This window comes from Mycobacterium sp. UM_CSW (genome assembly GCF_000455205.1).
GTDB lineage: Bacteria > Actinomycetota > Actinomycetes > Mycobacteriales > Mycobacteriaceae > Mycobacterium.
Genome location: NZ_AUWQ01000006.1, coordinates 33,877 through 40,135, shown reverse-complemented (window position 1 = coordinate 40,135; position 6,259 = coordinate 33,877). Strand labels below are relative to the sequence as shown.

Here is a 6,259-nt window from a genome sequence, read left to right as displayed (position 1 = left end):
CTTGACATAGGAGAAACGCATGGCTACCCATCGAGCTGTCCACGTCAAGTCCGCGGGCGCACCACTAGAACTGGTCGATGTCGAAACCAAGCCGCCGGGCCCCGGTGAGGCGCGGCTGACGGTCACCGCGTGCGGGATCTGCGGCACGGACGCAAACTTTGTCGCGGGCAGCTTTCCAGGCATGACGTGGCCGCTGACGCCTGGGCACGAAATCGCTGGAACGATCGCCGAGCTCGGCTCGGGTGTCGAGGGTTTCGAGGTGGGCGATCGCGTCGCGGTCGGGTGGTTCGGCGGGTGCTGCTACCACTGCGACGAGTGCCGGAAAGGCCACTTCATTCATTGCGAGAATGGTAAGGTCCCGAGCTACCAATATCCGGGCGGGTACGCGGAGTCCGTGACCGTCCCGGGCAGCGCGCTCGCCCGGATTCCGGCGGGGCTGTCCGACGCGGAAGCCGCGCCGATGGGCTGCGCCGGCGTCACCACCTACAACGCGCTGCGTCATACCAAGGCGCTGCCCGGCGACCGCGTCGCCATCCTCGGTGTCGGCGGGCTCGGTCACCTCGGGGTGCAGTTCGCCCGGGCGATGGGTTTCGAGACCATCGCGATCGCCCGAGGCGCCGGCAAGGAGGAGGATGCCCGCAAGTTGGGTGCCCACCACTACATCGACTCCACCGCCGCGGATCCCGCCGAAGCGCTCAAGGCCCTGGGCGGGGCGGCGGTCGTGCTGGCGACCGCGGGCAACTCGCCGGCGATGGCGGCAACCGTCGGCGGGATATCGCCGCAGGGCGAGCTCGTCACCATCGGCGTCACGCCTGAACCGCTGCCGATCAGTCCCATCCAGCTCATCACACCGGGGGTCAGCATCGTCGGACATCCCTCCGGCACCGCGAAAGACGTTGAAGACACTATGCATTTCGCCGTTGTGTCGGGCGTTAGGGCATGGATCGAGGAGCTACCGCTGGCGCAGGCCGCCGAGGGCTACGCGGCTTTGGAGCAGGGGCGCGCTCACTACCGCACCGTTTTGACGATGTGACCGCGGGCGCGCTGTGACCGGCCTGTGGACCCTGACCGCATCCGACGGGGAGTTGCTGGTCCGCACCGGCGTCGCGGGCAGGGCGGCGCGAATGGGGCATCGGCTGACCATCGCGATGACGCGCTGGGAGGCCACCGTGGCCTGGGCCTCCGGCGAACCGGTCACCGCCGAGCTGACCGTGGACGTCGATTCGTTCGAGGTGCTGCGCGGCGAGGGCGGGGTCAAGGGGCTGTCCGGGCCCGAAAAAGCGGTGGTGAAATCCAACGCGCTGAAGTCGTTGGGCGCCAACCGTTATCCCGAGATCCGATTTAACGCGGACACGATCGAGAAGAGCGGCGACGGGTACCGCCTTACCGGAAAGCTGCACATCCGCGGGCAGTCACGAAAACACGTGATCGATTTGCGCACAGAGGATCTCGGCGACCGGTGGCGAATGACCGTCGAATCGCGGGTTCGCCAAACCGATTACGGCATCAAGCCCTACTCGCTGCTGATGGGCTCGGTGCGGGTCGACGACGAGGTGACGGTGTCGTTCAGTGCCGTTCACGCCAAGGACGGCTGAGTTCAGGCGCCGCGCTACGGCGTCGGGGTGTGCGGCGCCGCATCACCGGCGTCGCCGGGGATGTGCTCGAGCACCCGCGTCAAGTACGGCTGACGGTCGTTCGAGTCCGGTTGCTGCTCGCCGGGAGTGCCTTGCTGCTCCCCTCCGGCCCCCGACTCGGTGACCGGCTCGCCGGCGGGCGTCTTCGACTGCGGGGCCGTCGATACCGCCTCGGGGGGCGGAGCGGGGGCAGGCGCGACGGCCTCGGCGATCTGCGGCGGCGGCGCGTGCACGACCCGCTTGCCCGGCGCAGACTCGCTGGCCGGGGCAAGCTGGATGCCCAGGGCGAGCGAGACGGACGAGACGAAGGTGATCGCTCCCGCGGCCAGCGCGGTCACGGCGCCGGCGTAGGACAGCCTGCGAGGCCGTTCGCGGGGCGCGACGGCGGGCTCACCGACGTGCGCCACCAGTTGATCGTCGGTGAACTCGGTGCTGCGGGCCGCGGCCAGCGCGGCGCCGCGCGCCACCGTCACCTGCGCCATCGTCTGCGCGAAAACCGGTACAGGCAAGGTCTTTTCGAGCTGCCAGGAGAATCCGTCGACGTCGCTGCCCCCGCCGACGACAACCACCCCGCCGGGCCGCCAGCCGGTCGGTCGTTCGAACATCCCGCTCAGCCAGGAAGTCAGACCGTCGAAGCCGCCGCGCACGTGCTTGACGGCCGTCTGGGTCTGGCCCTCGTGGGTGGCGACCATGACGACGGTGGCCCAGTCCTGGTCGAGGATGCAGACGGCGGTCTGCTCGTACCCGATGACCGGGGCGATCGCGAGCGCCAGCGTCTCGACCGCCTCCAGCAGCCGGACGGGCACCACGTTGTCGAAGCCGGCGTCGGTCAAGGCCTCCAACAGCAGCGCCGCCTGCGCGGACGCATCGTCGTTCCAGGTGAGCCCGATGACACGCACCCGCCGTTCGCCGGCCGATGCGCGCGCATCCACCCGCAATACCTCGTCCGCCACTTGCTCCGCGGTGCTCAGGGCTCGGGCGCCACGGCCGGCGCGCAGGCTCAGCTCGTGATGGTCCAGGATCGTGCCGTCTGCGCCGTGTCCCTCGGCCAGGACCCACCCGAGGGTGGTCGGCGTCAGCGATAGCCCCAGTACCGTGTCCAAGTCTGCACCTCAATCGGTCCCGGACCTCCGAAGCCCTCGGCCGCACTCACGCAGCAAAAAGTGCTGGTGCGGCGGTTCATGAGGGCCGGAACGGACCGGGATTGCGTGGTCTCCATCGGCTTGCTCCGTGAGAGCCTACGCGGTCCGCGCAAGTTCGGCTCGCCCCGGTTCAGATTCCCGTCAAACCCGCACGCGAACGCTGCCAAGCCCGGCGATCCCTCCCGAGCCGGCCGCGAAAACGGCAGGTGACGGGCACCCAGCGTTTCAACCGGTCCGCCCATTTACGGCCCCGAAAAATTATCGCGGCCCGGCCGTCGAGCATTCGCTGTCGGCAATCGAACGCGTGGGCGACCAACTCCGACACACCGGACCGGCTCGGGAGTATGTCACACGCACCCGCTGGAAATCGACGTGGAAACCGACGTGGCCATTTCCGATCGCGGGCGCCTGATCCCTTAAGTCGGATACCGCCCGCTCCCCTGGCTCTCCGCTCTCGTCAGCGCCGGCTGCCTCGGGGTTTGCGGCGCAACGGCCGCGAACCGGCGGTCGCGGGGCTCCCGCAGTTGGGCCCGCGCGATCGCCATATCCGCATTGCGAAATTCGGACAAAAACCGATATGAAACTGAGACACCAACGCGTCCCGATCGACATTTGGTCTAATAACCCGGTAAATTCCTGCCTGAGATCGCGATCACAGATACGGACAGGGGCAGGTATGACAGACGTGAGCGAGAAGATCCGGGCCTGGGGGCGCCGGCTTTTGGTCGGTGCGGCGGCGGCTGCCACCCTCCCGGGCCTGATCGGTCTTGTGGGGGGGTCGGCGACCGCGGGGGCGTTCTCCCGCCCGGGTCTGCCCGTCGAATACCTTCAGGTGCCGTCGGCTTCAATGGGCCGCAACATCAAGGTGCAATTCCAGAGCGGCGGAGACGGCTCGCCCGCGGTGTACCTGCTCGACGGCCTGCGTGCCCAGGACGACTACAACGGCTGGGACATCAACACGCCCGCTTTCGAGTGGTACTACAAGTCGGGCCTCTCGGTCGTCATGCCGGTCGGTGGGCAGTCCAGCTTCTACACCGACTGGTACCGCCCGGCGTGTGGGAAGGCCGGCTGCTCGACTTACAAGTGGGAGACGTTCCTGACCAGCGAGCTGCCCGGCTACCTGTCGTCGCAGCGGAGCGTCAAGGCGACCGGTAGCGCCGCGGTCGGCATCTCGATGGCCGGTGCATCGGCGATGAACCTCGCGAACTACCACCCGGGCCAGTTCGTCTACGCCGGTTCGCTGTCCGGCTACCTCAGCCCGTCCACCGGGCAGGGCTGGATAGGCCTGGCGATGGGCGATGCCGGCGGCTACAAGAAGGAAGACATGTGGGGGCCGGACAACGACCCCGCGTGGCAACGCAACGACCCGTTGGTCAACGTCAACCTGCTCGTCGAACACAACACCCGGCTCTGGGTCTACTGCGGTAACGGGACCCCGAACGAACTGGGCGGCGCCAACTTGCCGGCCACGTTCCTCGAGAGCAACTTCATGATCGGCGTCAACAAGAAGTTCCAAGACGCCTACAACGCTGCGGGCGGCCACAACGCCGTCTTCAACTTCCCGCCCTACGGAACGCACAGCTGGGAGTACTGGGGAGCGCAGCTCAACGCGATGAAGCCCGACTTGCAGAGCAGCCTGGGCGCGACCCCCGGCGGCGGTGGATAACACCTGACCTGCCAGAAATTCCGCTACTGCGCTTGACGACGACGTCAGGCGCAGTAGCGCGTCAGGGGGCCTTGAATCGGTCGGTGACGTCGGTCCACGCGGTCACGTCGGTGCGGTGGTTGTTCATGTTTCGGCACTGGCCGTAGACGCGCAGGACCCCCACGTCGGGGGCCTCGGTCTGCCGATACACGATCGCCGTGACGGCATCCTTGGTGAGGGACCGGGCGAACACGTGATCGTTGGGTGGTAGGCCCTCGGTCCAGCCGTGGCCGACGAGCGTCGCGGCGAGGCCCGGGAAGTAGGTCTCGGCTTGCGTGTCGGCGGGCAGCGCGAAGGTCAGGTAGATCGCGCCCTGGTACGGGGGGTCGTCGCGGTTTTTGCACGACATCAACGTGTAGCCCGCCGACGTCGTCCGCAGTCCGGTCAGGGTGACGATTTGCCTGGCCGACTCGACCGCCTGGGCCTGCGACTGATCGTCGCTGACCGGGTTGGCGGGATGGTCGAGAACATCGGAGGGCGTGGTGTGCAGCTTGTCCACCAGCAGGATGGTCCCGCTCATGAGCAGCGAGGCCGTCAGCGCGGCCGCGATCAGCGCGCGAACCTGTGTCGTGCGCAACCAATCTCCGCGAGACACCTGCGACATCAGTGCCCAGGCTAACTCGGGAGAGAATCTTCAACCATGGTCATGACCGTCGCTCGCGGGCGGCGCAACCGCCCGGTGGCGCGCCTCGTGCTGCCCGGCACCGTGGCCATCCTGGTGTGCGCGGCGCCGGTCGCCCGGGGCGACGCCGCCGGCCCGTTGATCGGGTTGGTCGACGCCGCCGCGCAGCGGCTCCAGGTCGCCGAGCCGGTGGCCGCCTTCAAGTGGAAGACGGGCGGCGCCATCGAGGACCCGGGTCGGGTCCAGCAGGAGCTCGCCAAACTGGGCGCCGAGGCGAGCGCCGCGCGCGTCGACCCGAATTACGTCACCCGCGTCTTCGGCGATCAGATCGACGCAACCGAGGCAATCGAGTACGCGCGGTTCGCGGACTGGAAGCTGAACCCGGCGGACGCGCCGGGCGCGGCGCCAGACCTGTCGGAGTCGCGGTCGACGATCGACGGCCTCAACCACACGATGCTGACTGCGATCGTGGCCGGCTGGGACCTGTTGAACTCCCCCGGCTGCGCCACCGACCTGGACGCCGCGCGAAGCGAAGTCGCCCGCGCCCGCCAACTCGACGGCCTTTACCAGCAAGCCCTTTCGCTTGCGACCAAATCGTATTGCCAGGGCTAATTTATTTAATTCTCACCATTCTCTAAAGCTCTGATTTCGCTGCTCAGGGGCCCAATTGCGCTGCTAGACGGCTTATCTCGCCACCTTTTCGAATCGGTAACGCTTCGGACACGCCCCGCGAAATGCCTGGCATGAGAAAACTCTGCAAGCCTCTCATCACGTCCGCCATCATCGGCGGGTTCGTTGCAGCATCGCTGAGTTCCTCCGGCGTCGCAGGCGCCGCTCCCGGCGCCCCCAACTGGGACGCGGTCGCCCAGTGCGAATCCGGCGGCAACTGGCACGCCAACACCGGCAACGGGGAATACGGTGGGCTGCAATTCAAGCCGGGCACCTGGGTCCAGTACGGCGGCGTCGGCAATCCGGCGGCCGCGTCCAGGGAAGAGCAGATCGCCGTCGCCAACCGGGTTTTCGCGCAAGACGGACTCGACCCGTGGCCGAAGTGCGGCTCGGCGTCCGGCCTGCCGATCGCGATGTACACGCACCCCGCGCAGGGCATCAAACAGATCATCAACGGGCTTATCCAGGCGGCCGTCCCGCACTGACG

The 6,259-nt window shown here is 67.7% G+C and carries 7 protein-coding genes; 5 read left to right on the top strand and 2 right to left on the bottom strand.

Translation table 11 applies throughout. From position 1 onward, the window contains the following. The first annotated feature begins 19 nt into the window (after positions 1 to 19). Positions 20 to 1,033: an alcohol dehydrogenase catalytic domain-containing protein gene (locus N415_RS03125; protein WP_068177132.1), complete on the top strand. Its 1,014-nt coding sequence runs from the start codon at positions 20 to 22 to the stop codon at positions 1,031 to 1,033. A gap of 22 nt (positions 1,034 to 1,055) precedes the next feature. After that, positions 1,056 to 1,595, top strand: coding sequence for a YceI family protein (locus N415_RS03120; RefSeq protein ID WP_068177139.1), 540 nt, complete (start codon positions 1,056 to 1,058; stop codon positions 1,593 to 1,595). Positions 1,596 to 1,609: 14 nt separating this feature from the next. Here N415_RS03120 and N415_RS03115 read toward each other — a convergent pair whose 3' ends face one another. Beyond that, positions 1,610 to 2,737: a hypothetical protein gene (locus tag N415_RS03115; RefSeq protein WP_068177130.1), complete on the bottom strand. Its 1,128-nt coding sequence runs from the start codon at positions 2,735 to 2,737 to the stop codon at positions 1,610 to 1,612. Between the two features lie 715 nt (positions 2,738 to 3,452). Here N415_RS03115 and N415_RS03110 point away from each other — a divergent pair. Next, positions 3,453 to 4,442 carry an alpha/beta hydrolase family protein gene (locus N415_RS03110; RefSeq protein WP_068177129.1) on the top strand — a complete coding sequence of 330 codons (990 nt, stop codon included), beginning with the start codon at positions 3,453 to 3,455 and terminating at the stop codon, positions 4,440 to 4,442. A 61-nt stretch (positions 4,443 to 4,503) separates the two neighbouring features. Here N415_RS03110 and N415_RS03105 read toward each other — a convergent pair whose 3' ends face one another. Beyond that, positions 4,504 to 5,085 carry a hypothetical protein gene (locus tag N415_RS03105; protein ID WP_193376393.1) on the bottom strand — a complete coding sequence of 194 codons (582 nt, stop codon included), beginning with the start codon at positions 5,083 to 5,085 and terminating at the stop codon, positions 4,504 to 4,506. 90 nt (positions 5,086 to 5,175) lie between these two features. On the opposite strand from N415_RS03105, the gene N415_RS03100 reads away from it, so the two are divergent. After that, on the top strand, positions 5,176 to 5,715 hold the full coding sequence (locus N415_RS03100) for a chorismate mutase (RefSeq protein ID WP_239645431.1): 540 nt from the start codon (positions 5,176 to 5,178) through the stop codon (positions 5,713 to 5,715). 131 nt (positions 5,716 to 5,846) lie between these two features. Next, on the top strand, positions 5,847 to 6,257 hold the full coding sequence (locus tag N415_RS03095) for a transglycosylase family protein (protein WP_068177125.1): 411 nt from the start codon (positions 5,847 to 5,849) through the stop codon (positions 6,255 to 6,257). Positions 6,258 to 6,259: the final 2 nt, after the last annotated feature.